At 43.5% G+C, this 26437-nt stretch carries 23 protein-coding genes, 1 pseudogene and 1 other annotated feature; of the genes and pseudogenes, 19 read left to right on the forward strand and 5 right to left on the reverse strand.

Annotated elements, in window-relative coordinates:
* Positions 1-39: 39 nt before the first annotated feature.
* The 9 genes from FFM75_RS10025 to FFM75_RS10065 all read left to right on the forward strand — a co-directional run bounded on the left by FFM75_RS10025 (position 40) and on the right by FFM75_RS10065 (position 9926).
* Positions 40-648, forward strand: a complete 609-nt coding sequence (locus FFM75_RS10025; protein WP_137629041.1) for a hypothetical protein — start codon at positions 40-42, stop codon at positions 646-648.
* 18 nt (positions 649-666) lie between these two features.
* The gene (locus tag FFM75_RS10030) at positions 667-1353 is read left to right on the forward strand and encodes a hypothetical protein (RefSeq protein WP_137629042.1); all 687 of its coding nucleotides are present in this window, start codon (positions 667-669) and stop codon (positions 1351-1353) included.
* Between the two features lie 49 nt (positions 1354-1402).
* Positions 1403-2017: a hypothetical protein gene (locus tag FFM75_RS10035; RefSeq protein WP_137629043.1), complete on the forward strand. Its 615-nt coding sequence runs from the start codon at positions 1403-1405 to the stop codon at positions 2015-2017.
* A 327-nt stretch (positions 2018-2344) separates the two neighbouring features.
* Positions 2345-3781, forward strand: coding sequence for an NADP-dependent phosphogluconate dehydrogenase (gene gndA / locus FFM75_RS10040; RefSeq protein ID WP_137629044.1), 1437 nt, complete (start codon positions 2345-2347; stop codon positions 3779-3781).
* 163 nt (positions 3782-3944) lie between these two features.
* Entirely contained in the window at positions 3945-5273 is a 1329-nt protein-coding gene (locus tag FFM75_RS10045; protein WP_137629045.1) for a replication-associated recombination protein A, read from the forward strand.
* Positions 5274-5471: 198 nt separating this feature from the next.
* Positions 5472-6158, forward strand: a complete 687-nt coding sequence (locus FFM75_RS10050) for a response regulator transcription factor (protein WP_003638551.1) — start codon at positions 5472-5474, stop codon at positions 6156-6158.
* Positions 6158-7804, forward strand: a complete 1647-nt coding sequence (locus FFM75_RS10055) for a HAMP domain-containing sensor histidine kinase (RefSeq protein WP_137629046.1) — start codon at positions 6158-6160, stop codon at positions 7802-7804. Before FFM75_RS10050 ends, FFM75_RS10055 begins: the two co-directional genes overlap by 1 nt.
* Positions 7805-7911: 107 nt before the next feature.
* On the forward strand, positions 7912-8880 hold the full coding sequence (locus tag FFM75_RS10060; protein WP_137629047.1) for a UbiA family prenyltransferase: 969 nt from the start codon (positions 7912-7914) through the stop codon (positions 8878-8880).
* Between the two features lie 107 nt (positions 8881-8987).
* Positions 8988-9926: a 1,4-dihydroxy-2-naphthoate polyprenyltransferase gene (locus FFM75_RS10065; RefSeq protein WP_137629075.1), complete on the forward strand. Its 939-nt coding sequence runs from the start codon at positions 8988-8990 to the stop codon at positions 9924-9926.
* Positions 9927-9986: 60 nt separating this feature from the next.
* Here the strand turns inward: FFM75_RS10065 and yidC are convergent, their stop codons facing one another.
* Together yidC and FFM75_RS10075 are read right to left on the reverse strand one after the other, a co-directional pair.
* Positions 9987-10931, reverse strand: coding sequence for a membrane protein insertase YidC (yidC, locus tag FFM75_RS10070; protein ID WP_137629048.1), 945 nt, complete (start codon positions 10929-10931; stop codon positions 9987-9989).
* 64 nt (positions 10932-10995) lie between these two features.
* A complete protein-coding gene (locus FFM75_RS10075; RefSeq protein WP_137629049.1) occupies positions 10996-11268 on the reverse strand; it encodes an acylphosphatase in 273 nt (90 codons plus the stop codon).
* 141 nt (positions 11269-11409) lie between these two features.
* Here FFM75_RS10075 and FFM75_RS10080 point away from each other — a divergent pair, with 141 nt between their 5' ends.
* The 8 genes and pseudogenes from FFM75_RS10080 to greA all read left to right on the forward strand — a co-directional run bounded on the left by FFM75_RS10080 (position 11410) and on the right by greA (position 19740).
* Entirely contained in the window at positions 11410-12180 is a 771-nt protein-coding gene (locus tag FFM75_RS10080) for a TrmH family RNA methyltransferase (RefSeq protein ID WP_137629050.1), read from the forward strand.
* 97 nt (positions 12181-12277) lie between these two features.
* Positions 12278-12784, forward strand: a complete 507-nt coding sequence (locus FFM75_RS10085) for an HD domain-containing protein (RefSeq protein WP_137629051.1) — start codon at positions 12278-12280, stop codon at positions 12782-12784.
* A 36-nt stretch (positions 12785-12820) separates the two neighbouring features.
* The gene (locus tag FFM75_RS10090) at positions 12821-13192 is read left to right on the forward strand and encodes a winged helix-turn-helix transcriptional regulator (RefSeq protein WP_137629052.1); all 372 of its coding nucleotides are present in this window, start codon (positions 12821-12823) and stop codon (positions 13190-13192) included.
* Between the two features lie 45 nt (positions 13193-13237).
* Positions 13238-13480: a binding site (T-box leader), on the forward strand.
* A 57-nt stretch (positions 13481-13537) separates the two neighbouring features.
* Complete coding sequence (locus tag FFM75_RS10095; RefSeq protein WP_137629053.1) at positions 13538-14584, forward strand: phenylalanine--tRNA ligase subunit alpha; 1047 nt, start codon at positions 13538-13540, stop codon at positions 14582-14584.
* A gap of 9 nt (positions 14585-14593) precedes the next feature.
* Positions 14594-17011 carry a phenylalanine--tRNA ligase subunit beta gene (gene pheT, locus FFM75_RS10100; protein ID WP_137629054.1) on the forward strand — a complete coding sequence of 806 codons (2418 nt, stop codon included), beginning with the start codon at positions 14594-14596 and terminating at the stop codon, positions 17009-17011.
* Between the two features lie 266 nt (positions 17012-17277).
* On the forward strand, positions 17278-18498 hold the full coding sequence (gene mltG / locus FFM75_RS10105; RefSeq protein ID WP_137629055.1) for an endolytic transglycosylase MltG: 1221 nt from the start codon (positions 17278-17280) through the stop codon (positions 18496-18498).
* An 11-nt stretch (positions 18499-18509) separates the two neighbouring features.
* Positions 18510-19148, forward strand: a pseudogene (gene udk, locus FFM75_RS10110) (uridine kinase); the annotation flags it as partial.
* 109 nt (positions 19149-19257) lie between these two features.
* Entirely contained in the window at positions 19258-19740 is a 483-nt protein-coding gene (gene greA, locus FFM75_RS10115; RefSeq protein ID WP_137629057.1) for a transcription elongation factor GreA, read from the forward strand.
* Positions 19741-19807: 67 nt separating this feature from the next.
* Here greA and FFM75_RS10120 read toward each other — a convergent pair whose 3' ends face one another.
* Together FFM75_RS10120 and FFM75_RS10125 are read right to left on the reverse strand one after the other, a co-directional pair.
* Complete coding sequence (locus FFM75_RS10120) at positions 19808-20545, reverse strand: LiaF transmembrane domain-containing protein (protein ID WP_137629058.1); 738 nt, start codon at positions 20543-20545, stop codon at positions 19808-19810.
* A gap of 3 nt (positions 20546-20548) precedes the next feature.
* The gene (locus FFM75_RS10125; protein ID WP_137629059.1) at positions 20549-21001 is read right to left on the reverse strand and encodes a LytTR family DNA-binding domain-containing protein; all 453 of its coding nucleotides are present in this window, start codon (positions 20999-21001) and stop codon (positions 20549-20551) included.
* Positions 21002-21183: 182 nt separating this feature from the next.
* Here FFM75_RS10125 and FFM75_RS10130 point away from each other — a divergent pair, with 182 nt between their 5' ends.
* Positions 21184-21489, forward strand: coding sequence for a HesB/YadR/YfhF family protein (locus FFM75_RS10130; RefSeq protein WP_137629060.1), 306 nt, complete (start codon positions 21184-21186; stop codon positions 21487-21489).
* Positions 21490-21558: 69 nt separating this feature from the next.
* Here the strand turns inward: FFM75_RS10130 and FFM75_RS10135 are convergent, their stop codons facing one another.
* Positions 21559-24201 carry a YfhO family protein gene (locus tag FFM75_RS10135; protein WP_137629061.1) on the reverse strand — a complete coding sequence of 881 codons (2643 nt, stop codon included), beginning with the start codon at positions 24199-24201 and terminating at the stop codon, positions 21559-21561.
* A 197-nt stretch (positions 24202-24398) separates the two neighbouring features.
* Between FFM75_RS10135 and FFM75_RS10140 the strand changes: the two genes are divergently transcribed.
* Positions 24399-26435, forward strand: coding sequence for a peptidoglycan D,D-transpeptidase FtsI family protein (locus FFM75_RS10140; RefSeq protein WP_137629062.1), 2037 nt, complete (start codon positions 24399-24401; stop codon positions 26433-26435).
* Positions 26436-26437 lie beyond the last annotated feature (2 nt).

Below are 26437 nucleotides of genomic sequence, written 5' to 3' on the forward strand. Positions count from 1 at the left end.
ATCTATAACGATATGAGTCAAAAAAGGGGTTTGATGAAGATGTCAAAGAAGTGGTTAGCAAGTTTAGCAGTCGGGACCGCGTTGATGGGAACTGGTGTTGCAGTTGGGGTAGTCGCAACTCAGGTGAGTCAGCCTGCGACGGTCCAAGCGGCGACAAAAGTAAAAAAGGTAACGATTAAAAAAGCTTACTGGAAGGATGGTAAGTGGTCTTCAATTACCGTCAAAGTACCTTATGGAAAAACTGTTTCAGTGAAAAAGCCAAGTTTTAAGGGCTATAAGGATGCCTGGAATGGCAGCCTTGGTTCAGTGTCAGTTAGTAAAAAGGGAAAAGTTAAGCGTACGACTTCCCTGACGGCAACGCCGATGTTTTTTGTGAAAACTATTTCCGCAAAACAGCAACAAAAGAATGCTAAATCCAAAAAGGCTGTGAGCGTTAAAGGGACCATTACGTACTATATGGACAAGTCGCCAGAGACAAAGTTTGTCTCATTTAAAACTAAAGGCATTATCGGGACATTAGTGACAATTAAAACACCAAAAATCAAAGGATATAAGGCAGATACTAAAACCGTTAAAGTTTGCATTGAGAGCAAGAAAACTGCGGCCGTGCCGGATGGTACTTTTATGTTACATTACGTTAAGGAATAGATTCTGAGGGGACTCCAAATGAAAAAATTAGTCAGTGTATTAGGTCTAACCATGGCAGTCGCAAGTAGTGCCATGTTATTTGAAATTGGTATGACGCAACCGGTAACGGCTCAGGCCGCTGTTAAAACGCATAAACTTACCAGCCTACCAAAAACATTTCATGGGACTTGGTATTTAAACGGGGATGCAAGCAATGGTCAGCGCCTTAAAATAAAAGTGACTGGCAAGAAATTCAGTATTTCTAAATATCGTAAAAGTCTTGATCGCAGTTCAATGTCAGCAACGAGTGAACAGTATTTCACGCCGTATAAAGTCAGTGGTGCTGGCACGCATAAAAATACGATTTATTTACTTAATGGCACGGGGATTAATACGATCCGGCGCACGACCATCAAAGGTAAAGCTGTGCTCATTAGTTACAATGAGCAGCAACATGGTACTGGCTACATGATCTATACCAAAGCCAAGCATGATAGCCGGCAACGTAACATTGGCGGTTCTAATCCATTTGGCATGATGGTCACGAGTCGTAAAACGGCTAAAGAAAATCGCGCTTTTTATCAAAAAATCAATCCTAGTGTGAAAAAATATTTTGGCAAAGCCGTGAAGAAGCAATACGCTACTGGCGGGACGACTGGACTATTTAAAGGGATTCATTTTAATTATTACAGCGCTTATGGGTTTTGGAGCCATATGGCCAATTAAACAGAAGCGTCATTAATTGAAAAGAACAAATAAAAAAGGGGCAGTAAGTATGTCAAAATCAAAGGTAACAAGTCTAGTCATCGGGACGACACTATTGGGAGTTGGCTTAGTTGCCGGGGTAGTGGTCAATACTGGCGAATCAGCAATTAGTGTCCAAGCTGCAAGTAAGACGTTTACTCAAAATGTGACGATGCCAGCAACTGTGAATAAAAAAGTAAAGCGGGTTTTGTTTAAAAAATTGACGGCACCAATTCCTAATAAAATGATTGGTCAGTCATATATTTATGCCGCGACACCTAAGTTAGCCGGATATAAAGCTAAGCCTAAAGTGCTAATTAGTTTATATGGAAATAATAACCAGTATCAATGGGCACTAACAGATATTCTGAACTACTATAAGGTTCAAAAGAAGTATACTGGTAAAAAAATCACCGTGCATGGCGCAATTCAGGCCACTAAAAATGGCAAGCAATATGCGTTTAAAGCGCGTAAAGTGACGGCACCTAACTGGTCAATCGTAAAAGTTGCTGCACCGAAAATTAAAGGCTATAAAGCGAATGTTAAAACGGTTCAATTGGGTGTGATTCGTTGGTCTAATAGTCTAACTGATAATCCTGGTGGTTTTGACACGTTAACTAATTTACGCTATACAAAAATTAAGTGATGAAGTTAGTAGCTAGCTAAGTTCAGCGTAATCGTCGCGACACATTAGTCGAAGACCAAAGTTAAAGCACACCACGCAACCCATGTTGTGATTACGGTAAAGACTGCAAAATAATTAAATAAAAGCTTGTGCGAATAGGTGAATCCTATTTGGGCAAGCTTTTTAGATTTAAGGGTAAAAATGCCTTTAGATCACCGCTATGAAAATAAATTTCTTATAAATGTGAAAAATATGAAACTTTTTTGATAAATCGGCTCAAATAACTTTAATTAATTAACCTTTTTTGGTACGATTGTCACGTAGTAAAATTTGGGAGGTCAACATCTAATGAGTAATGAAAAACCACAAATTGGGGTCATTGGCATGGCCGTCATGGGTAAAAACTTGGCTTTGAATATTGAAAGCCGCGGCTACAAGGTCGCTATTTTTAACCGGACTGGCGCCAAGACTGAAAAAGTTGTTAAGGACCATGCGGACAAGCAATTAGTACCAAGTTACAAGATCGAAGACTTCGTGGCTTCACTTGAAACACCACGTCGGATTATCATGATGGTTAAAGCTGGGAAGCCAACTGATGCCGTTATCGACGAATTATTACCATTGCTTGATAAGGGCGATGTCTTGATCGATGGTGGGAACACCAACTTCAACGATACGATGGCTCGGAATGCCCGTTTGGACAAATCCGGCATCAACTTCATTGGCATGGGTGTTTCTGGTGGTGAATTAGGTGCCTTACAAGGGCCTTCTTTGATGCCAGGTGGCCAAAAAGAAGCGTATGACTTAGTTGAACCAATCTTGAAGAAGATTGCGGCTAAGGCGCCTCAAGATGGCGAACCATGTGTCACTTACATTGGCGCTAATGGTGCTGGCCATTACGTTAAGATGGTTCATAATGGGATCGAATACGGTGATGAAGAATTAATCGACGAAAGCTACAACATTATGCGTAACGTTGCTGGTTTATCAGTTGATGAAATGTCTGACGTCTTCACTGAATGGAACAAGGGCGAATTAAGCAGTTACTTAGTTGAAATTACGGCTGATATCTTATCACGTAAAGACGACTTAGGTGACGACAAGACGAAGCCAATTGTTGACATGATCTTAGACCGTGGGAACAATAAAGGGACTGGTAAGTGGAGTTCAGAAGATGCATTGAACGTCCAAGTACCACAATCAGTTATTACTGAAGCCGTTTATGCGCGTTACATCTCAATGATGAAGAACGAACGGGTCGCAGCTTCTAAGAAATTAGCTGGTCCTAAGAACGACTTACAATTACCAGCTAAAGAAGAATTAGTTGAAAAGATTCGTCAAGCGCTTTACTTCAGTAAGATCATGAGTTATGCGCAAGGTTTCGAACAATTGCGTTTCGCCGCTGAACATTACGGTTGGGACTTGAAGTTCGGTGAATTAGCACAAATCTGGCGTGCCGGTTGCATTATCCGGGCCCAATTCTTACAAAACATCACCAATGCGTTTGATAAGAAAGCTGATTTGAACAACTTATTGATGGATGATTACTTTGCAGATATCGCTGCTAAGTACCAACAATCAACGCGTGACGTCTTAAGCTTGGCAATCCAAGCTGGCGTACCCGTACCATCATTTAGTGCTGCGTTATCATACTACGACTCATATCGGGCCGAAGTTTTACCAGCCAACTTGTTACAAGCACAACGTGACTACTTTGGTGCCCATACCTACGAACGGACTGACCGCGACGGCATGTACCATTACAGCTGGTATGAAGAACAATAAAAACTAAATTTAGTTTGGAGTCACAATCTTTGGGATTGTGGCTTTTTTGTTGCCCTGAACAAGATGTCGTCATTAAAGTAATCGTAGTCGCGACTTTTTGTATCGAACGTTTGTTTGCGTTATACTTAATATAATAACTTTGACACGGAAATGGGGTGTGGTTGTGAAGCAAGAATCACTATTTAATGCGGAGCGGGGCACGAGTAGTCCGTTAGCTTATCGCGTACGGCCAACGACTTTGGACGGTTTTAAAGGCCAAGACCACTTATTAGGACCTGGCAAACTATTGCGGCAATTGATTGCCGAAGATCAGATTCCATCGCTCATCTTTTGGGGACCACCGGGTGTTGGTAAGACGACCTTAGCCGAAATTATTGCCCAACAGACCAAGTCACATTTCATCACGTTTAGTGCAGTGACTACCGGGATTAAAGAGATTCGGACGATTATGGATGAGGCCGAAGCTAATCGTGACTTTGGCGAACGCACGATTGTCTTTATCGATGAAATCCATCGCTTCAACAAGGCCCAACAAGATGCGTTCTTACCGTATGTTGAACGGGGAAGCATCACGTTGATTGGGGCGACTACTGAAAATCCATCTTTTGAAATTAATGCGGCTTTATTGTCGCGGTGTAAAGTCTTGGTTTTAAAGGAACTGACACCTGCGGCTTTAGTCGATATCTTACAGGCGGCACTGGAAAATCCGCAGGGGTTTCCACAACTAACGGTCACCTTACAACCAGATACGCTACAATTGATTGCTGAATTTGCTAACGGCGATGCTCGGATGGCGTTGAATACGTTAGAAATGGCGGTCTTAAATGGCGACCGTGAGGGTCAAGTGGTGACGATAACGACGGCTGGGTTGCATCAGCTGATCAATACCAAGTCGTTACGCTATGATAAAAATGGGGAAGAACACTACAATATTATTTCCGCCTTGCATAAGTCGATGCGCAACAGTGACGTTGATGCGGCGATCTATTGGCTGATGCGCATGCTCAAAGGTGGCGAAGACCCGCTGTATATTGCGCGGCGCTTGATCCGTTTTGCCAGCGAAGACGTTGGGTTGGCTGACCGGCAAGCTTTGCCACTAACCGTTGCCGCTTATCAAGCTTGTCAATTGATTGGGATGCCAGAATGTGATGTTAACTTGACTGAAGCGGTGACTTATTTAGCGTTAGCGCCAAAATCAAACGCGCTGTATGCCGCTAAGTCAGCGGCGCAGGCGGATATTCGAGCCACCGGGAATTTACCCGTGCCCTTGCAAATTAGAAACGCACCGACCAAGCTAATGAAAGACTTAGGTTATGGCGACGATTATCAATATGCGCATGATACCGCGGACAAGTTGACGACCATGACGACGATGCCACCAGAACTTAGTGGGCATCAGTATTATGAACCAACTGATCAGGGGCAAGAGAAAACTTGGCAGCAGCGGCTTGCCGCCATTAAACAATGGCATGCCCAGCATCCACGATCCTAAGGGCTTAACATTGCGTTTTCACTTTAACTTGTTAAAATGAGAGTTAAATGAGGATTCCTGCATACATCGGGTGTAGGAAATTCAGCGTATTCATGGTAAAATAACATGTTGTACATGTTTATTGGGGGTCGTTTCTCATTAAACACTGAGCAGGTACGCTAGTTAGATAAGTTGAATATTAGGAGTGACTAAAAGTAAATGAGTCGAATATTAATTATTGAGGACGAAAAGAACCTCGCCCGCTTTGTCGAACTGGAATTAAAGCACGAAGGTTACGACATTCAAGTTGAATATAATGGTCGTAAAGGCCTCGATGCTGCTTTAGCCGAAGATTTTGACGCTATCTTACTCGATTTAATGTTACCAGAATTAAATGGGTTGGAAGTTTGCCGTCGGGTCCGCGAAGTTAAAAATACACCAATCATCATGATGACTGCCCGCGATTCAGTTATTGATCGTGTTTCTGGCTTAGATCATGGGGCTGATGACTACATCGTTAAGCCATTTGCCATTGAAGAATTATTGGCACGCTTACGGGCATTGTTACGCCGTATCGATCTTGAGAGCGAACAACAAAGCACGAAACAAACCACGGTTACTTATAAAGATTTAACGATTGAAAAGGAAAACTTAGTCGTTAAACGCGGCGATGAAGTGATCAACTTAACGAAGCGTGAATACGAATTACTATTGACGTTAATGGAAAATATCAACGTGGTTTTGGCGCGAGACGTCTTGTTAAACAAGGTCTGGGGCTACGAATCAGAAGTTGAAACTAACGTCGTTGACGTTTATATCCGGTACTTACGGAACAAGATCGACCGTCCGGGTGAAAAGAGTTATATCCAAACCGTTCGTGGGACAGGTTACGTGATTCGGTCCTAATGACCGCCACAACGGATACAAAGGCGACAACGGTTAAGCCGCGTAAACGTTGGTCATTGAAGTGGAAATGGGCGTTAGGGACCGCAATTGGGACCGCGCTCATTTTTATTTGTTTTTCAGTCTTGGTGTACAAGAGTTTCACGAACCTCTTGTTACGGCAAGAACAACGCGACGTGGTTAGCGCTGTCACCACGGTCCAGCAGTCATTGCGGACCGAAACGAAGGGCTTGACCATCAAGTCAGTTGCCTCAAAACTACAACCGGAAGCCAATATTGAACCGGCTGATGGCATGGAATCGCGTAAGCATGGGGCGCTACAGACGACTATTTTTTCGGATTCAGAATTGACCGCGTTGTCGCGTACCAATTTAGCGGTGACGGTTTATGATACCCATGGGACGACGCTTTATATTTCAAGAAAAGATGCCCATGAGTTTCAAAAGAGTGCCAATCGTCAGATTAAAATGGTTGGTCAAGGTAATGATGCTGAATTAGTCGGGCGGGCACCAATCCATGCGGCAACAACGCATAAGTTGATCGGGTATGTGCAGATTACTGATAATTTAAGTGATTATCATACGACGACGCATAACTTGATGTGGATCTTCATCGTGATGACGTTGATTGCGATTTTCGGGTCAACGTTATTAGGGTATTTCTTAGCGGCCTTTTTATTACGGCCGATGCGCAAAATCACCAAGACCATCAATGCGGTTAAAGATGATCCACAGACTGATTCACGCGTCCCTGATTTAGATCGTAACGATGAGTTGTCTGATCTTGGGATGTTATTTAATGATATGCTGGACCAGATGCAACGCTACATCAATCAGCAACAACAATTCGTTGAAGATGTCTCGCATGAATTACGGACGCCAGTGGCCATTATTCAAGGCCATATGGAGCTTTTGAATCGCTGGGGCAAAGATGATCCCCAAGTCTTGGCTGAATCGTTGTCAGCGTCATTATCGGAAACCAAGCGGATGCAGAGTCTAGTCCAAGAAATGCTTGATTTATCACGAGCTGAACAGTTGGAAATCAACTTTAGTCGTGAAACGACTGATGTGCAAAAGTTGGTGACGCAAGCATTCAACGACTTTAAGATGATTCATCCGGACTTTATCTTTACGTTTGATAATGATGTCCATCAGCCGGTTTATGCCCAAATTTACCGGAATCATTTGGAACAAATCCTGATTATTTTATTGGATAATGCCGTCAAATATTCGACCAAGCGTCAGGAAATCCATCTGTCCTTATCGACAGATATTCGTTACGTTGAAGTGGCCGTTCAAGATTTCGGTGAAGGGATTGCTAAAGATAATCTTGACCGCGTCTTCAATCGCTTCTATCGGGTTGATAAAGCGCGGAGTCGTGATAAAGGCGGTAATGGGTTAGGCTTGTCGATCGCCCAACGATTGGTTGAAGGCTACCACGGGAAGATCAGTGTCGAATCAGTTGTTGGTCAAGGTTCGATCTTCCGATTCCAATTGCCGATCTTAAAAGATCCAGTCTTATTAGAAAAAGCCGAGGCTGATACCGATGCGGTCGAAAAGATCGCCAAGTCAGAACTGCCGGCTGGTATCAAGCCGGCGACGCAAGACCTGGATGAAGCGCCACTTGATGATCATGAACACGATAATTGAGTTAAAGGCTACCAAACTCGAGTTGGTGGCCTTTTTTGCATGGTAGGATATCGATGAGTCTGTTAACATTAAAGTCGTGTTAATGATTATTTTTGGGGGAGATTTAAATGATATCAGAACCATATCGGCCAATGACGTTCAAACTATTTTTAGAATTCATTCGGCTACCGACTAAATCAGCGAGCGCTGTACCTTGGGTGATGGGTGTTTTATTCAGCTGGTATTATTTCCATACGGTCAATTGGCTAAGTGCTGGGCTGTATTTAATTGCGCAAATTGCCGTTGCCTTTTTTGTGACCGGCTTCAATAATGTGCAAGACTATCGCCTGGCCGTCGATAAACAGTATCGCGACACGTATAACATTATTGGTCGCGAGCATTTGTCACCACAACATGCGTACCATTTAATGTGGGGGACCTTGGCGTTAGCCTGTGGTTTGGGCCTAATCTTAGTTTGGCGGACGAATTTATTGTTATTACTGATGGGTGCCGTGGCGATTGCCATTAGTATTTTATATACGGCCGGGCCAGTCCCGTTCTCGCGGTTTCCGATTGGGGAAGGGCTATCGGGGGTCGTGGAAGGCTTTGGCGTGTTCTTTTTAACCGTGTATATGAGTGTCGCACCGAGTGATTTAATGGGATTAATGGTAACTTGGCCCCAATTTGCATTAGTTGGCAATTTGAAGAACTGTCTGATTTTAGGCCTGGTGGGCTTACCAAATGTGATTTTGGTCGCCAACATTATGTTAGCCAATAATATTGGTGATGTACCACAAGATATTAAAAACCACCGCTATACATTGCCGTATTATCTTGGCCATGATCGGGCGATGCAACTTTATCGGGTGCTGGTCTTTGCCAGTTATGTCCCGGTCCTACTGAGCGTGGTATTACGATTATTGCCAATTTATCAATTATTGACCTTGTTAGCCTTGCCACAGTTGATTAAAAATGTGCGGTTGTTCAATCAGACACAAGTCCGGGAGGCGACGTTTTATACGGCACCGCAAAACTTGATGTTATTTCAAGGGCTGCAAATGATTGGCCTAATATTAGGGCTGGTTTTTGGCGGTTAAATCCACATGATAAGGTTTTCACGTGCGATAAAGACTGTTATAGTGGAAGAGCAAACTATTTATTCAGGGGGGCGTCAGGGTTGACGAACGAAACAGCTTATCGACCAATGACCTTTAAGATCTTTTTACAGTTCATTCGGTTGAATGCCAAAGCGGCTAGCGTGGTGCCGTATTTTATTGGGATTTTATTTTCTATTTATTATTTTCACGCGTTTAATTGGGTTAATTCATTGATCTATTTAATTGCCCAAGTGGCGATTGCGTTATTTGTGACGGGGTTTAACAACGTGCAAGACTATTACTTGGCCGTTGATATTCATTATCGCGATACGTATAACATTATTGGTCGTGAACATTTATCGCCAAAACGATCTTTGCATATGATGTTAGCGATGCTAGCAACGGCGATTATTTTAGGGCTCGTCTTAGTGCTCAAAACGAATTTGCTATTATTATTTATGGGCGCAGCCGCGATTGGTGTTGCCGTCTTTTATACGTATGGCCCAGTGCCATTTTCACGTTTTCCATTAGGCGAACTACTCTCAGGAACCGTCGAAGGCTTCGGGGTCTTCTTCTTAGCGGTTTATATGAACGTGGCGACACCCGTCTTGATGGGCTTTACGTTTGATTGGCCCCAATTTGCAGTGGTTGGTAACTTACAAAACATCTTGGTGATGTTATTAGTCGGGTTACCCAACATCTTCTTAGTGTCAAATATCATGTTAGCAGATAACATCTGTGACTTGGACCAAGACATTCGTAACGAACGATATACCGTGCCTTACTACATCGGCAAACCCAAGGCGATTAAGATTTACGATACATTGGCGCTATTGGCGTATGTTCCGGTACTGGTCAGTGTTGCGTTACAGATTTTACCTTGGTATCAATTATTAGTCCTGTTGGTCTTACCAAAGATGTTAAAGAACATCAAAGCGTTCAATGCGACGCAAGTGAAGGAAACGACCTTCAACACGGCGCCACAAAACTTGATGATGTTTCAAGGCATGCAGATCTTAGCGCTGATTATTGGTATTATTTTTTAACTAAACTAGTCACAAAAAAAGCCAGCCGCGATTGCGGTTGGCTTTTTGTTTAAATTGAGTTTAGTCGCGATGATGTCGTTGTTGTTTACCAGCGTTACGACCGTTTTTAGCGTTGCCGTTACGGGGGTGACTTAACTTGCCATCATTAGCTGGTTGTTCAGTTGCATTGACGGGTTTAGCCGTGGCACTAGCAACTGGTGTCACTGGTTTGATCGGATGCTTCTTTAATTCGGCTTCAACTTCGCGACGAATGCGTGGTCGGAAGAAGTTGATAATTAACGTTTGTAAGCAGGCGAATAACCCACCGACGAAGAAGTAGAGGCCTAAACCAGCGGGCGCTGACATGGAAACGAAGAAAATCATCACTGGACTGACGATTAACATCGTCCGCATGGTCTTCTTTTGTTCAGCCGGTAACCCGATCATTGACAAGTAACCTTGACCAACATATGAGAAGAAGGCGAGGACCGCTAAGAGAAAACTTGATTTCCCTAACGTAATGCCCATGAACTGTGCATTGGACAATTCTGGCAAATACCGAATCGCATAATACAAGGCCGAGAAGATTGGCAATTGAATCAGTAATGGTAAACAACCGATCCCACCAGTCATACTGATGCCGTTATCTTTGTAAAGTTGCATCATTTGATTGCTGACAGCGGCCTTTTCTTCTTGGGTCGTTGCAGCTTTTTGTGCGGCTTGGATCTTCTTCATTTCTGGTTGTACAGCCGCCATTTTTTCTTGTTGATACGTTGACTTACGTTGTTGGTTAACCATCATTGGCAATAAGACTAACCGCACTAAAACTGTCAATAAGATGATAGCCCAGCCGTAGTTATTACCAAACAAGTGGGCCATCCATTGCATGACCGCTTGCCCAGGCTTAGCGAGGTAGTCGTAAATAAAGCCATACGGTTTCCCGTTTTTTGTCTGCACACAGCCACTTAAGACTAAAGCCAAACTGGACAATGCCAGGGTGACGGTCAGACCTTTTTTATTTTTCACTAGTTGATAATCCCCTTTATTTTTTTACATATAAACATGATGATACTAAAGACAAGCGGGGATTTCAATTGGTTATCCGAAAATTGTGGTAGTTTTGCGGTTCGCTTTCATGCACGATTAACTGGTCGACCCGCCCGAAATCAGTTGGTGATTGGCGAATCACGTCAATAAAAACTTGGACCCGTTGATCCTCGCCTTCCGCTTCAATGAAAACGGAGCCATCCATTAGATTTCGAACGATACCGTTGACGCCACATTTATCAGCCGCGGCTTTAGTGGCCCACCGGAAGCCAACGCCTTGCACACGACCGCTGGCTTGAAGGGTTACTGCTCGCATACTGTCACTTCCTTTAATAGTCTAACGTCTACCTAATATAATAGCATGGAACCGAAACTTATGGCCGTTTCGACCGCCGGAATCTCATGTTAACTATGCTATACTAGTCGATAATAATCCGAGTCAGAATTGGAGTCTATGATGGAAAAAATTAATTCATTACAAAACGCGCATGTTAAAGCGTGGAAAAAGTTACAAACTAAAAAAGGGCGTAAGCAACAAGGGGAATATTTACTAGATGGTTGGCACTTGGTCAATGAAGCCGTTAAAGCCCACGTGGCGATCAAGACATTATTGATCACCGCTAAACAACTTGCGACGGCCCCTGATTTAACACATTTTCCAGCCGTGATTGAGATTTCAGAAGAGGTGGCCAGCCATATCAGTGCAACGGTGACACCTCAAGGGGTCTTTGCCTTAGCCATTTTACCGAAACCCGCCGAGGATCCACTGGCTAATTTAGATTTAACGCGGCCATGGTTACTCCTGGATAATGTCCAAGATCCGGGAAATATCGGGACGATGGTCCGTACGGCCGATGCCGCTGGGTTTGCTGGGGTTGCCTTTGGGACGGGGACCGTTGATATTCATCAGCCCAAAGTCGAACGGTCGATGCAAGGGAGTCAATTCCATTTGCAATTAGTTAGTACCGATTTAAGCGAACTTGTGGCTCGCTTCCATCAGGCCGATTTACCCGTTTATGGCTCAGAATTAAATCCGGAAGCCGCTCAGTATTTAGACATCGACGCACCGGCAAGTTTTGGCTTGATTATGGGTAATGAAGGTAATGGGATGAGCGCTGCTTTACTTGCCCAAACGGACAAGAACTTATACATTCCAATCAAAGGCCGTGCCGAATCCTTAAACGTGGCGATTGCTGCCGGCATCTTAATGTTTGGCTTATACCGTTAATCAGTTTGTTTGATTCCAAGCTAAATTGAACAAAATACTTTCAAAGTTACTTACTTTTTAGTAGAATAGCGGTAGTTATTAGTAAAGGGAGCTTTCAATGAAAACCAATGCATGGAAACAAGATCCTGAATACATGGCAATTGTGGCCGACTTATTAGCCCAACCAGCCGTACAACATTTAGCTGATTTTACCCAACACCATCATTCGAATCGTTTAGATCATTCAATTGCAGTTTCATACGATAGTTATTTGTTAGCAAAGAAATGGCATTTAAACACCACCGCGGTTGCGCGGGGTGGGTTGTTACATGATTTGTTTTATTATGATTGGCGTGAAACCAAGTTTGATCTTGGGTCCCATGCATTTATTCATCCCCGGGTTGCATTACGGAATGCTGAAAAGTTAACCAAACTAACCCCGATGGAAAAAGATATCATTTTAAAGCATATGTTTGGCGCAACACTAGCCATGCCAAAGTATCGTGAAAGTTTGTTAGTCTCACTCGTCGATGATTATGAAGCAGAACATGAATTTTTTGGACCATTACGTACGAAGGTGGCCAAACAGCTTGACCGATTTCGGGGGAACATCTCCGCTGAATAAGGTCGGCAAGCGGATGTTTTTTTGGAGGTCATGAAAATGTCAGAAATGATGCTAGATGCGGTTGACACAACGACCGTAGAATCCCAATTTGAACTGTGTCCGAAGTTTGAAAAGACTTTTTCAATTTTGGGCAAGAAATGGAACGGGTTAATTATTGACGTTCTATTAGAAGACGGACCACAACGTTTTAAGAATTTAGCACGCAAGGTACCGAAGTGTAGCGACCGCGTTTTAGTCGTCCGCTTAAAGGAATTGGAAGAAAACGGCATTGTTAGTCGGGTGACTCATTGCGATTCGGCCTTAATTGAATACCGCTTAACTGCCAAAGGTGCCGATTTACGGCAAGTCATGCAGACCGTCCATCATTGGTCGGATAAATGGTACAGTCCAGCGCAATCTTGCGAATAAGGCTTGACGCTGGCAATGGTTTGCCATAAACTGGCATATGTAAATAGAAAAGCTTTGACGAGAAGCAGTAGCTAATCAACTAGTCTTTAGGGAAGTGGGTCATCGAGTGCAAGCCCACCGGCGACGGCGATTAGTGAATTCACTCTCTGAGCTGAAATTGGGCGTTTTTTTAAAACAAATAATTTTCCGGTGCCACTGATCGTTATTCGGTGAAAGTGCGTTAGCTCATGACAATTGTCACTTGGAGCGAACGAACAAGGGTGGTACCGCGATAACCTCGTCCCTTTTTAGGACGAGGTTTTTTTGTGTCAAAAAATGCAATCAAAATATTGGAGGAGCATCGCTATGAGTTTACAAGATCGGTTAACTGAATTACGCGATCAAGGCTTGGCTGACATTAAGTCTGCCGATGTCTTGAAAAAAGTCAACCAAGTTAAAGTTGACTTATTAGGTAAAAAAGGGCCCATTACCGAAGTATTACGTGGTATGCGGGACTTAACCCCAGAAGAACGACCAAAAGTTGGTGCTTATGCCAACGAAGTGCGGGATAAATTACAAACCGCGATTGATCACCGGCGTGAAGAATTAGAACAAGCGGCCGTTAACAAGCAATTGGCTGCAGAAAAAATCGATGTGACGTTACCAGGTCGTGACGTCCCACAAGGCCAACCACACGTGATTACCCAAATTATCACCGAATTGGAAGATTTATTTATCGGGATGGGCTATCAAATCGTTGATGGTGATGAAGTTGAAGAAGATTACTACAACTTCGAACGCTTAAACTTACCTAAAGACCATCCAGCCCGGGATATGCAAGATACCTTTTATATCACCAAGGATGTCTTATTACGGACGCAAACTTCTGCGGACCAACCGCGTTCTTTGGAAAATCATGATTTCTCCAAAGGCCCATTGAAAGTCTTATCACCTGGACGAGTTTATCGGCGGGATACGGATGATGCGACCCATTCACATCAATTCCATCAAATCGAAGGGTTAGTCGTTGATAAGCATATTACGATGGCTGACTTAAAAGGAACCTTGACGTTAGTGGCTAACACCTTGTTCGGTGACCAATTCGAAGTCCGCTTACGACCAAGTTACTTCCCATTCACGGAACCATCCGTTGAAGCTGATGTCACTTGCTTTAACTGTAACGGTAAAGGCTGTGCAGTTTGCAAGCAAACTGGCTGGATCGAAGTTTTAGGTGCTGGGATGGTGCATCCACGGGTCTTAGAAATGTCAGGTATTGATCCTGAAGTCTACGGTGGCTTTGCCTTTGGTTTAGGCCCTGATCGGTTTGCAATGTTGAAGTACGGTGTTGATGATATCCGGAACTTCTACTTAAATGATGTCCGGTTCTTGTCACAATTCTATAAGAAAGGTTAGGCGACTCACATGAAAATTTCGTATGCATGGTTACGTGACTATTTGAAGTTGTCACTTCCAGCCGATGAATTAGCAGAAAAAATTGAACGGACGGCAGTCGAAGTCGATGGCGTGATTCGTCCTAGCGAAGGCTTGAAAAAAGTCGTTGTTGGACACGTTTTAGAATGCGTCCCTCATCCAGATTCTGATCATTTACACATTTGCCAAGTTGATGTTGGCGAAGCTGATCCGATTCAAATCGTTTGTGGCGCACCTAACGTGGCTGCTGGTCAAAATGTGATCGTGGCCTTACCAAACTCATGGATTGGTAACCACACTAAGATCAAGCGCAGCAAGATGCGCGGTGAAGTTTCTAACGGGATGTTATGTGCCTTAGATGAACTTGGGTTTGATGAAAAATTAGTGCCAAAAGAAGTTGCTGATGGTATTTTCATCTTGCCAGCGGATGCCAAGCCAGGCGAACCAGTCTTTTCATACTTAGGGATGGATGACGAAATTATCGATATGTCGGTTACCCCTAATCGTGGGGACATGTTGAGTATGAATGGTACGGCACATGAATTAGCAGCCATTTATGATCAAACGCCAACGATGCCAACGGTTGATTTGACTGAATCTAGTGATGATTTAGCTGATGATGACTTAGATGTCACGGTTCAAGCTGATGAACATGATGTGCCAATGTATAAGATGCGGCTCATCAAAAACGTGACGATTAAGCCAAGTCCATTGTGGTTACAAATCCGGATTTGGAATGCTGGGATGCGGCCAATCAATAACGTGGTCGATGCGACGAACTATATCTTAATGCAATACGGCCAACCGTTACATGCATTTGACTACGACAAGTTAGATGGCGGTAAAGTTAACGTTCGCCTAGCTAAAGCTGGTGAAAAATTAACCACTTTAGATGGTGAAGAACGTGATTTATTACCAACTGACTTGGTTATTTGCAGTAACGACCAACCAATTTGTTTGGCAGGGACGATGGGCGGTTTAGATACTGAAGTGACGGATCAAACCACGGATATCGCCTTAGAAGGGGCCATCTTTGATGCCGTTAAGATTCGTAAGACTGCGCATAACCATGGCTTACACAGTGAAGCCTCGATGCGTTATGAACGAGGCATCGATCACAGTGCGACTCAAACAGCTTTAGATGCTGCGGCCGCCATGATTGCTGATTTAGGTGCTGGGACGGTTGCCAACGGGACTGTCATTGGTCGTGACGAAGACGTGCAACCCGTTGTGGTGGATATCACGTTAACGCGGATCAATCATGTCTTAGGGACTGAATTAACGGCCGATGCGGTTGCTGATATTTTCCGGCGATTGGATTTCCCAACGACGGTTAATGACGACACGTTTACGGTGACGATTCCAGCCCGGCGTTGGGATATTCATATTCCAGCTGACTTGATCGAAGAAGTTGCGCGGTTGTACGGCTATGATAACTTACCGGCAACCTTACCAACTGGGCAACCAACCATTGGTAAGTTAAATGAAACCCAACAAGCCATTCGGGATTCCCGGAAGTTAATGGAAAGTGCCGGCTTAACGCAAGCCATTAGTTATTCATTGACGACTGAAACTAAGGCCAAAGCCTTTGCCATGCATGCCAGTGAAGTCACAAAATTGGACTTCCCAATGAGTTCAGAACGGTCAGCCTTACGATTGAACTTAATTTCTGGTTTGTTGGATGACTTAGCTTATAACATTGCCCGTAAGGAACAAGACGTGGCATTGTATGAAGAAGGACGCGTCTTCTTTAGCCAACCAGAACAAGTACGGCCTAAAGAAGTTGAACACTTAGCTGGGGCCATTACTGGTTCACTAGTGCCGGCTGAATGGGGCGTTGCCGCTAAGCCAATGGACTTTTATCAAATTAAAGGGATCGTGGCTGGTTACTTGAAGAGCCTGGCCTTAGCCGATGCCGTGACGTATGTGGCTAGCGCTGACCATGCGGACATGCATCCTGGTCGGACCGCTGATATTTATGTTGGCGACCAACTGGTTGGATTTGTCGGTCAAGTTCATCCAACGACGGCTAAAGCTTATAAGGTTCGGGAAACCTACGTCTTTGAACTTGATTTGACGACGTTGATTGCTTTACCAAAAGAACGGCAACAATATCAACCAATTTCGAAATTCCCAAGTATTACCCGGGACGTTGCGATGTTGATCGATGATGAAATCACTAATGCACAAGTGGTTGATTTGATTACAAGCAAGGGTGGGGCACACTTACAAACGGTCAAGTTGTTTGACGTTTATAACGGCAAGCACGTGCCAGAAGGTAAGAAGTCCTTAGCCTATACATTGACGTATCAAGATCAAAATGCCACGTTAGTTGATGATGATGTGACGAAAGCCTTTGAAAAGGTCTTAAGTGCCTTAACTGAAGAATTTGGTGCTGAAATTCGTTAATACTGAGATTTTTATGGACAGCTCGTAACTTAGTTACGGGCTGTTTGTTTGAATTTTATTGTGAATTAGCGCAACCAATAATCAGTTAAGTCGTGGTTAGGGTGGTTGTTTTGCGTAATTAATGACAAGTGGTCGTTAGTTTGGTGTCTTTAAGATGGATGACGGCGAACAACAGATTAGTGATAACTCTAAAAAAAGTTAAAAGTATGCTAGAGTTAGTGCAAAGCAGCGGCCAGTTTTGTATAATTGACAAGATGACTAACTAGATGGAGGGGCGAATTTTGAATAACGATCAAAATAACCAGGATCAATCAGATAAAAAGGATCAAGCACCGAAGCCAAATCCTAGCACGACTGAACCACGAGGTAATCGGCTCGTACAAAAGCAACGCAAATCATTTTCCAAACACGTCATTGGTGGCGTGATTGGTATTTTAGTGATTTTGTTAGTGATTATTGGGGTCATGGGTTATCGATATTTCGATAATGCCACGCAACCTTACAATAAAAACGACAATCAAGTGGTTCAAGTTGAGATTCCTTACGGTGCGAATAGCAAGCGAATCGCAGAAATTTTGCAATCAAAGCACATTATTAAGAGTGGGTTTGTGTTTGATTATTGGACGAAAGCGCACAGCTTATCTAACTTCCATGCCGGCTATTACCAATTGAAGCCGTCAATGTCATTGGCCCAAGTTGCCAAGGCCTTGAACAAGGGTGGCTCTTCAGAACCAGTGCAAAGTTCAACTGGTCGAGTGTTAATTGTGGAAGGTAGTCAAATTAAGACGATTGCCACAACGATTCAAAAACAGACCGACTTTACATCGAAGGAATTCTTGGCCTTGATGAAGGATGAAACCTTTATTAAGTCGTTGGCGAAGAAATACCCACAATTATTAGGGTCTGCGATGAAGGCAAAGAAAGTTCGGTATCGCTTGGAAGGTTACTTGTTCCCAGCAACATATCGGGCTGACAAGAAGACAACGTTGAAGCAATTAGTGACCCAAATGGTGGCTAAGACGGATGATGAGTTGCAACCTTATTATGCGCAAATCAAGAAGTCAAAAATGTCAGTCCAAGAAATTATGACGTTAGCTTCCTTGGTAGAACGTGAAGGGAGTACCACCAAAGATCGGCGGATCATTGCCGGGGTCTTCTTGAACCGGTTAGATGCTAAATGGCGCTTAGATTCTGATATTTCAGTGTTCTATGCAATCAACTCGACCAAGTCGACTTTAACGAATAAAGACTTACAAACGAAATCACCATACAACTTACGGTTGTACTTAGGCTACGGCCCGGGACCATTTAACAGTCCTAGTTTGATTTCGATTAAAGCCGTCTTAGACCCAGCCCAACGAAGTAAAGATTACATGTACTTTGTGGCTGATTTGAAGACTGGGAAAGTCTACTATGCCAAAACGGCAGCCGGTCATGCTGCTAATATCCAAAAAACGGCTAAACACAACGACGAAGCAAGTAACTAAGTAAGAATGAGGCTAAATTAATGAGTGAAGCAAAACACCACCGACCAATTGTGATTGGGGTTACGGGTGGTTCTGGTAGTGGTAAGACCACGGTTAGTAAAGCAATCTATAATCAATTGTCTGGGCAATCGTTGCTAATCTTACAACAAGATTCCTATTACAATGATCAAAGTGAAATGACGATGGCCGAACGGCGGCAAGTCAACTACGATCATCCCTTGGCTTTTGATACGGATTTGATGATTGACCAAATCAAAACTTTGTTGGCTTACCAACCAATTGAAAAACCAGTTTATGATTATGAACAATCCACTCGGAGTAGCAAAACGATTCATCAAGAACCACGTGATGTGATTATCGTTGAAGGCGTCTTGATTTTAGACGACCAACGCTTACGTGATTTAATGGATATTAAAGTGTTTGTCGATACCGATGACGATATTCGAATCATTCGGCGGATTCAACGAGATATTAAGGAACGTGGCCGGACGCTAGATTGGGTCATTGACCAATACTTAGCGACTGTTAAGCCGATGTATCACCAATTCGTTGAACCAACGAAACGCTACGCGGACATTATTGTGCCCGAGGGTGGCGAAAATGAAGTTGCGATTGACTTGTTAACGACTAAAGTCCGTTCAATTTTGTAAACTGAACGAAAAGACTGCTCAAATTTTGTTTTTGAGAGTTTACAATTAAAAACTGACATGGTAGTCTGGTCAATGTCAACTATGTTAAAGAACTAGAGGAGTGGAAACAGTGGCTGAAGAAAAAAGATATCCAATGACTGAAGAAGGTCAAGTTAAACTTGAAAAAGAACTTGAAGACCTTAAAGTCAACCAACGACCTGAAATTATTAATCGAATTAAGATTGCCCGTAGTTACGGGGATTTATCAGAAAATTCTGAATATGAATCAGCAAAAAATGAACAAAGTATGTTAGAAAACCGGATCAAAACGGTGGAACATATGCTGCAATACGCTGATATCATTGATAGCGAACAAATCGACAATACTGAAGTTTCAGTTGGTAAAATCGTCACGTTCAAAGAATTACCTGACGAAGAACCTGAAAGCTATACCATTGTTGGTGCTGCGGAAGCAGATCCAATGGTCGGGAAAATCTCTAACGATTCACCAATTGCTAAAGGCTTAATTGGCCATCACGTTGATGAAGAAGTTAGCATTGATATCCCAGCTGGTTCAATGAAAGTTAAAATCTTAAAGGTTGAAAATGCCTAAGGGTTAACCAAAAACGCCACTAACGAGTCGCAAAACTCGTTAGTGGCGTTTTTATAGATTCAATTGGTTATAAATAGTTAATCGTTAGTCCAGAAAGTGAGATCCGACCGGTTAAATCGATTACTGGTCCAGCAGTGGTTGGCTGACCAAGCGTGTCGATGTGACTCATGTTGTTATCTAGGTTAACCCGTACTTGCCAAGTTCTCGGTAAATAAAGTTCAACACCGGACAATGACACATCCAAGTTGATTGTTGCGGTCTCATTAGCCAAGGTGACGTCATCAAAGTAAATTTTAGCCCCACCAGTTGAGACGCGAATATTGGCTGAGGCGAGCGCTTCACTATGGATGTAGCGAATGCTGTTACTCATCGAGAGGTCTAAGTTGACGTGGGCATCGTCGATCGTTTCGGTTGATTCCCAGTCATCCCAGTTGCCATGGTGGTGATTGAAGTTGCGGTGATGATGGTGCCACCGGCGTTCCCAAAAGCGTCGGGGATTGATGATGATGCTAAGACCGATACTTAACAAGAGCGCGGCACCTAAAATCGTCCACGGCACCAAGCTGGCAATCCCAAGTGGGTGGGCATAAAGAATGGCGAGAAAGGCCAGGGCGAAGACGGCCCCCGGAATCATCATATAGCGCAAGCTATTCAGTAAGACGGCGACTAATATGATCGTTAAGACTAACGTGAAGACACTGACATGGTAGCTGAAGACGCCCAGTTGACTCAGGACTAAGATAATGGCACTGGCGAGAAAGAAGACACCCCAGAACCAACGCTGACGATTGAATTTTTTTGACATATATTAAGACTCCTTTGGCATTAAAGCGGTTTTTAGTTGTTGATAGTAGCGCCGCGACGCATACAATTGTTTGTGCGTGTGTTGAAACTCAATCAAGTTTCCTGTTAATGATTTGGTCAAAGCATAGACCGCATCAGTATTAACGATGGCTGATTTGGATACCCGTAAAAAAGTTGCCGGTAGTTGTTCTGCCAATTCATATAAACGCGTGGTGGTCTTAAACGCTTCTGTGCGGGTGTGCACTCGAACGTCATGACCACTAGCCTCAATAAAAATAATATCGGTTAACGGTAATTGTAAGGTACGGCCTTGTTGTGAAACGGCTAACGTAGCGGTACTTGTCGTTAATTCTTCGAGCGCCTGGATGAGTGCTGTCAGTTGGTCATCGGCCGCTGGCGCCCGTACATTGATTTCCGGTGCTGTTAAAGTTGGGTCGATTTCCACGTGAATTTGCACCCCAGCCACCTCCTTGGTGTTATTAGTACACCATAACTCAGGCCCATTGTAAATTAGGTTGGCACAAGCGGTCAGATTTCAAGCCTAAGTGGTCGGTTTGCTCATTGTGGCGCAATGTTGCGTTTTAATCTTAAAAAGGGGACAATGACTGTAAACGATTACAACTAGTGAGGGTGAGACGCGTGAAAATTACAATTACGGCAGCAGCGAGTCAATGGTTCCACGAAGAGATGGGGGTCACGACCGGTAATGGGGTGCGCTTTTTTGGGAAAACTTATGGAAAAACGGCCGTTCATAGTGGTTTTTCTATCGGCGTGATGCGTGACGATGAACCGCATCGTCCCATTGCTAGTACCACGGTTGACGACGTCACTTACTACGTCAATGACCGTGACGAGTGGTTCTTCAAAGGCTATGATTTAACGGTGGACTATGATGCCGTTAACGATGGCCCCAAATACGACTATACGCCTAATCAGGATGTCTAAAAAACGCGTCCCCTAATTCGTGAAGGTAGTCTTCACAACTAGGGGACGCGTTTTTAATTAGTGCTTAACTTAGTGTCGACGCCGTTTGAGGCCGAACCAGGCAAGTGTTGCGACAAGCGTCGTCCCACTGGCAATTAAGCCGGGGAGGAAGTATGGTGGCCGATAAGTTAAGGTCACCGTATGTTTTCCTTTACTTAATGGGACCGCCACAAAGGTGTTAATTACTTTGTGGGTCTTGACCGTCTTGCCATCGACTTTGGCATGCCAACCAGCCGAGTAAGGAATGGTCGTCATTAAGACTTGGTGTTTTTGCTTAATGTTGATCGTCCCAGTTAACTTGCGACTGGAATGTTTCGTGATGTGCCAAGGTGATTTTTGCAGCTTTTTAGCGGACTGTTTAAATTGACTATTATCGAGTTTATAAAGGGTAAAGTTTTGTAACCAGAGCGAGGTCTTCTTCATTTGAATCCCGAAGGTCACGGTTTTACCCTTACTGTGCGTGGCGACATTGACGGCGACGGTATGCCGGTAGGTCGGATATTGTTTTAAGGCCTTACCGTTAATATAGAAGCTCGCATTAGAAGTCGTCAAATTTTGTCCCAGCGTAATGTAGTACGAATCATTCGTTTTCGGCGTGAACTTGAAGTAGATGGCCCCGGTTTTAGCGAGATTCTTCTTGTTGACGACCGAACCCGTCAACGTTACGACTTTCTTGACATTTTGGAAAACGACTTGATCAAAGTTTTCTGCTGAAATCAAAGCTGATGTCGACCGGTTGGCAAGTGTTTGATAAATCAATTCTTGCCGCGCAATTGGGTCCCCGGTCGTTTTTGAGACTTTCAAGTTCAAGATCTTATCTGAAGCCCCGAAGCCGAGCCCCAGTGCGTAAGGATTTTGATAGACATTAACTTTACTGTTGCTTAAACTAGAGGACTTTTGATAGTACCGTAAATCTGGTTTAGTACTTGTGACCGGAATATAACTGTGATAGTTATCGTTATTTGTTTCTGCGGTCGGAATGTTTTTATCCATAAAGTACTGCATATCAAGTAACGAATCGGTAATCAAGGTCCCGTTAGAGTAGGTGACGACCCCGTCACCATCTGGTTGACCGATTGAGCCAAAGAAGTTTGGAATAATGCTTTCAAACGTCGAGCTAAAGTGATCAGCACCGTTATAAGCGGCTTGCAACGGGTCATCCTTGGTCCGGGTAAAGGTCTTACCGATGCGATAAAAGTTGCTATTTTGTTTTTGAATACCACTAACTGTCTGATCTAAAATATTGGTGTAGTCGCCAAATTCACTTTGGGAGACATACGAAATATTATTTAAAGATGCCACTGCATTAGTGGTCATATCGGTAGCAACTAGCAAGAGGGCGACGATTTGATAAATAATCAAATTACGCTGCTTGGGAATCACGAGTAAGACTAATGAAATAGCCGCTAAACCAGCCGTAATCGCGATATTGCCAGCACTGACATAGGTCACGTGTTTTAAGTTTAAGGCCACGGTAATAAAGATAGCAGCAAAAATACCAAGGGCCACTAGGGCTTGCCACAACTTAATGGTTAGCCGCTCAGTCAATGCCTGGGCGCCAAGCCATATGATCCAGAAACAAAAGACAAATGAGAACCGATAAGGATACCAGACTGGAAATTGGTCGGCATGCCAGAGCAAATCCAGTGGTTCGAAACAAAATGAGAGTATGAGAACAGCGGTGATAACTAGCGCGCTAATTTTAACAGGCCAGCTTGGTTTATGCCGTAAGAAGTAGACGATAAAACCGATAATTGCTAGCCAAGCGATGTAAATATTAGGTTGCCCGGATGGCATTTGGTCGAAATTAAAACTACCAATAATGGTTTTGGCCAACATCTTCCAAGGGGCATACTCTAATTTCCAACTAATTTTTGTTTCATTATATTGCGCCTTACTTTGCAAGAGCGCATAAAACGTTGGTAGGAGTAACCATGCTGAAAGTAACGCAGCGGTCAGACCACCCCAGATAAACTTACCAGCTTGAATACAAAGGGTTTTGAAGTTTTCCCAGTATTTAGTGGCCGCGTAAAGCCAATATAAACAACTAAATAACACGACCATATAGCCCATATAATAGTTGTCGATCAACATCACGGTTAACCAACCGGCAAACCAACGAATTTTCCCCGTTTTGAATAAGCGCTCTAAGCCGAGAATAACTAGTGGTAGAATAGCAGTGGTGTCTAACCAAATGACATTCAACTGATTAGCAATCATCCAGCCCATCATGGCGTACGCCGTACTGAAAGTTGGGACTAACCAGCCCTTTTGTGTGTGGGTTTTTGTTAACAACCAACCGAATGATAAACCAGCAAACCCATATTTTAAAATGGTTAAAATAAAGATTCCGGTGGTGATTGATTGACCTGGGAAGGCTAACAAGATTAAATTGAAGGGACTCATTAAGTAATAAGCCCAGACCCCTAACATGTCACCCCCAATGGTTTTAGAAAAGGAGTAGAAAAATGCACTTGGATCATGCAGGACGGTATGCCTAAAATAAGCAAACAAGTCGACGTATTGTTGGCCCATGTCTACAGTTAACAAACTGCTAGAACCAAAGGGCGCCATGTGTCGAGAAATAAAATAGCCAGTCATTAATATTAATGGCAGCCAAAAGCTTAACCAGAGCGGCCAAGTCTGCTTGTCAAAAATACGACGGATTTTCAAAATGCCACCTCAATCTTTTTAAAATATTCAGCAATTATACAGAAAAATCAAAAAAACATTAAAATCCTGAATATCGGCTGAAATTTTTATGCCTATCGTTTAGAATAACATAAGTAGCGCAATTATTTAGGATTGCTAGTAGCATCTGACGAAATTTTGTTAAATGTTTACTAAGTTTAAGAACGGGAGCTTGAGAATTGAAACTGTTTAAAAAAATTTCTGCCAACCGTGACCCTAATAAGTCACATATACCTTTCCGCCTGAATTTCTTATTCTTCGTGGTCTTTCTACTGTTTGCGGCCTTAATCGCTCAGCTTGCTTATTTGCAAGTTGATTATGGTCAAAAATTCGCCACCGAAGTTAATTCAGCGAACAATACCACCGCGACCGCCAGTGTCCAACGGGGGTCGGTCTACGATTCGACGGGCCGGGTATTAGTCGGTAACAAGTCGCATCAAGCGATTCAATATACCAAAGGGTTGAGTGTGGCGTCTGATAAGATGTACACGATTGCCACTAAGCTTGGGAGTTACTTGACGGTTTCAACGTCGAGTTTAACGGATCGGAACAAAGCGGATTATTACTTGGCCAACAAGACCAATTTGAAATCTGCGGCGAAACATGTCAAAACGTCGACTGATTCTGACGTCTTGTATGACCGTGAAGTCACGTATGTTGAAAAGAATTTGATTCAGAACTTCACCTCAGCTGAAAAGAATGCTGCCGCCATTTATGCCAAGATGAGTGCTGCGTATTCACTGTCAACGGTCAACATCAAGTCAACGGGTGTTACGAGCACCGAATTGGCTGAGATTGGTGAACATCAATCTGAAATGCCGGGTGTTAAAGTTGGGACAAGCTGGACGCGGAGTTATCCAAACGGGACGAGCTTAACGAGTGTGCTTGGGACTGTTACGACTGAAAAGCAAGGGTTGCCAAGTGACAACATCAAGACCTTGTTAGCCGAAGGTTACTCGCGTGATGACTCAGTTGGTCAAAGTCAACTTGAAAAACAATATGAAAATGTGTTGAAGGGGACTAAGTCACAAACTGAAGTGAAGACGCAAGATGGCGTTATTCAAAAAGAAATCAAGAAGTATGGTGGTCAAAAAGGTGATAACATCGATTTGACGATCAACTCTAAGTTCCAAAAAGCCGTTCAAGAAATTATGATGTCAGAAACTAAATCAGTTGGGGCCAGCAATCCATACTTGCCAGGGGCTTATGCAGTTGTCATGAATCCTAGCACGGGGGCGATCTATGCCTTAGCTGGGGCTAGTCGGAACTTATCAACTGGTAAAGTAACCGAAAATGCCTTAGGGACGATTAACCAAACCTTCGTTATGGGGTCAGTTGTTAAGGGTGCGACCGTCATGGGTGCCTTACAATCTGGCGTCATCACGCCAACCAATAACACCTTAACGGATACACCGATCAAGTTAGCCGGGACGGCCACTAAGAGTTCTTGGTTCAACAAATCTGGTGGGACGAGTTTATCATTGAATGCTTCTGAAGCGATGGAAGTTTCTTCTAACTCGTACATGATGCAATTAGCCATGAAGGAAGGTAACTATTCGTATGCTTCAGGGAAAGCCTTGACGATGTCAACGTCAGTCTTCTCGAAGTTGCGGGGTTACTTTAATGAATTTGGACTTGGGGTCAAAACTGGGGTCGATTTACCTGGTGAAGCTACTGGGTTCCAAGGGGCTTCTAACACAGCCAATATTGGGAAAGCGTTAGACTTGTCCTTTGGTAACTACGATGCTTATACCACGATCCAAGTGGCCCAATATATCTCAACGATGGCTAACGGTGGTCGGCGGATTGCGCCACATATCGTTTCAGCCATTACGGGGACGAATTCAGATGGGACCCAAGGTAAAGTTAAGACTAACGTGACACCACGCGTCTTAAACACCATTGATGTGCCATCATCATACTTTGATATCGTGCAAAAAGGGTACTATTTAGTGGTTCATGGGACTAGTGCTTATAAGACCGGGAGTGCGCTTTCGAGCTTATCACCAGCCGTAGCCGCTAAGTCTGGGACTGCCGAAACTTACCATGGCACGACAGCCACTGAAACATTGAGTTTGGCGACTTATGCGCCTTACAATAATCCAAAGGTTGCGATTGCCATCGTCTTCCCAGGGATGAATTCTAGTGGTGGGACTGCCAACACTGATACGGCCAAGTTGATCTACAAGCAATTCTGGAAGTATTATTCTAAATAATT

Origin of the sequence: Lactiplantibacillus daowaiensis, assembly GCF_005405085.1 — a bacterium.
Classification (GTDB): Bacteria; Bacillota; Bacilli; order Lactobacillales; family Lactobacillaceae; genus Lactiplantibacillus; species Lactiplantibacillus daowaiensis.